1 protein-coding gene and 1 pseudogene are annotated in these 1,566 nt (G+C 37.2%); one reads left to right on the top strand and one right to left on the bottom strand.

All coding sequences use genetic code 11. The features are described from left to right. On the top strand, positions 1-328 hold a 328-nt coding region (locus CDZ78_RS00955; RefSeq protein WP_167374135.1), incomplete at its 5' end, for a transposase. A 310-nt stretch (positions 329-638) separates the two neighbouring features. Here the strand turns inward: CDZ78_RS00955 and CDZ78_RS21600 are convergent. Next, positions 639-1,566, bottom strand: a pseudogene (locus CDZ78_RS21600) (dynamin family protein); the annotation flags it as partial.

Raw genomic sequence — 1,566 nt, 5'->3', positions numbered from 1 at the left:
GATCGGGAAGCTGTTTGGTGATCGTGGTTATATTTCTAAAAAACTGACTGAGCTTTTGGCAACTGATGATGTTGAACTGATTACAACACTTAGAAAAAATATGAAACCCCGAGTGATGGCTGCTTTTGATGCTATCTTACTGAGAAAGCGCAGTATTATTGAAACAATTAATGATCAATTGAAAAATATTTTTCAGCTAGAACACTCTAGGCACAGATCACTGACGAATTATATGGTCAATGCAGTCGCCTGTTTGGTTGCTTATTCGTACCAAGAAAAAAAGCCTGCTCTCAACCTAAGAAGAGAAGATTTATTGCCTTTGCTATAATTCCTTATCCCGAACTCAGGTTACTTAAGGGGGATAGCATAATAAACAATAAGTTAAGAATGTAGGCTGGGTTAGATTTTTTAGCGTAGCGAAAAAACGTAACCCAGCAAAATGTTGATTTATGGTAAAAAGCTGGGTTATGCTTAGCTTCATACGAGCTACGTTAGAAGATAAGCCGTGAACACGCCTAATCAGCTATATTTTATTACCACTGCAAGGCTAATTCTGCCGTATTGTCTTATTAATCACCTGGATCTCGGTAAACTGCTGTTTTAACGGCACTAACTGGGCCTCAAGCAATTCAATATCTTCAACAATGCCTTCTATTAGAGTTACTAATCTTACGCAACATATGCAAACGACTCTCAGTTTGCTTTTTATGCTCTTTAATTTGACGCATTAAAGGCAGAAGTACGGAATCACTCCACTCAGTCGCATCTTGATTTGCCTGATAAAACACGTCACGAATTTTGCTAATTATCGAACTATACAGCTTTTTAACCACAATGGATTGCTCTGTCATCGTTGTTTTAAGGCTGGAACGAAAAGTCTCACCTTCTGTCAGTATTTGCTCTAACTCAAACTGGTACTGATCAAGAGAGAATAACTTTACTTCCCCCTCCCCGACACCATACTTCTCACCAAATTTCCTATGAATCACTCCTACTAACTCTTGAGTTTCATTCGCAGTCTCAACCGCTTCAAGTAGCACTTCGCGTAAATCGTCAAATAATAATTGAATATTTTGCTTCAAAGCATAAGTTGTTAGCCCTTTAGTCAGCTCTTGTTTGCTACGCTGTATAACTAAATTAACTTTTTCCTGTGACAAGGCATCGATCAAGGTCTTTGCTTGCACACTAAAAACTCGACGACTTGCCTGAAACTTTTCCACACTCAGTAAATATACTTGCTGGCGCTCCTGTGTTTCAGCCATCAATTTACTGATCATATCGGCATTATCACAATCAATTTGCTTAAATTCTTCCAATTGATCTAATGCGTATTTATATTTTGTTTCACTTAAACTTAAAGATTTATTAAGCAAAAAAACCAACTTTTTTATAATTGATTGTTTCGACAATTGCCCCCGATAAGACAGAACACTATCAGATAAATATGACTCCAGATTTGCCAAACGACTTTTTTCCAATAGATCTGCATCAGAATTAATTTTAGCCATTAAAGCCTGCCTGGCAGAAACAGGAAAAATAAGTTGCTTATCAATGCCTAGTTTTTCG

It is taken from the genome of Bathymodiolus platifrons methanotrophic gill symbiont (assembly GCF_002189065.1).
In the GTDB taxonomy this organism is placed as follows: domain Bacteria; phylum Pseudomonadota; class Gammaproteobacteria; order Methylococcales; family Methylomonadaceae; genus Methyloprofundus.
Note: the sequence above shows the minus strand (reverse complement) of the source record. Positions and strands in the feature narration are given on the sequence as shown.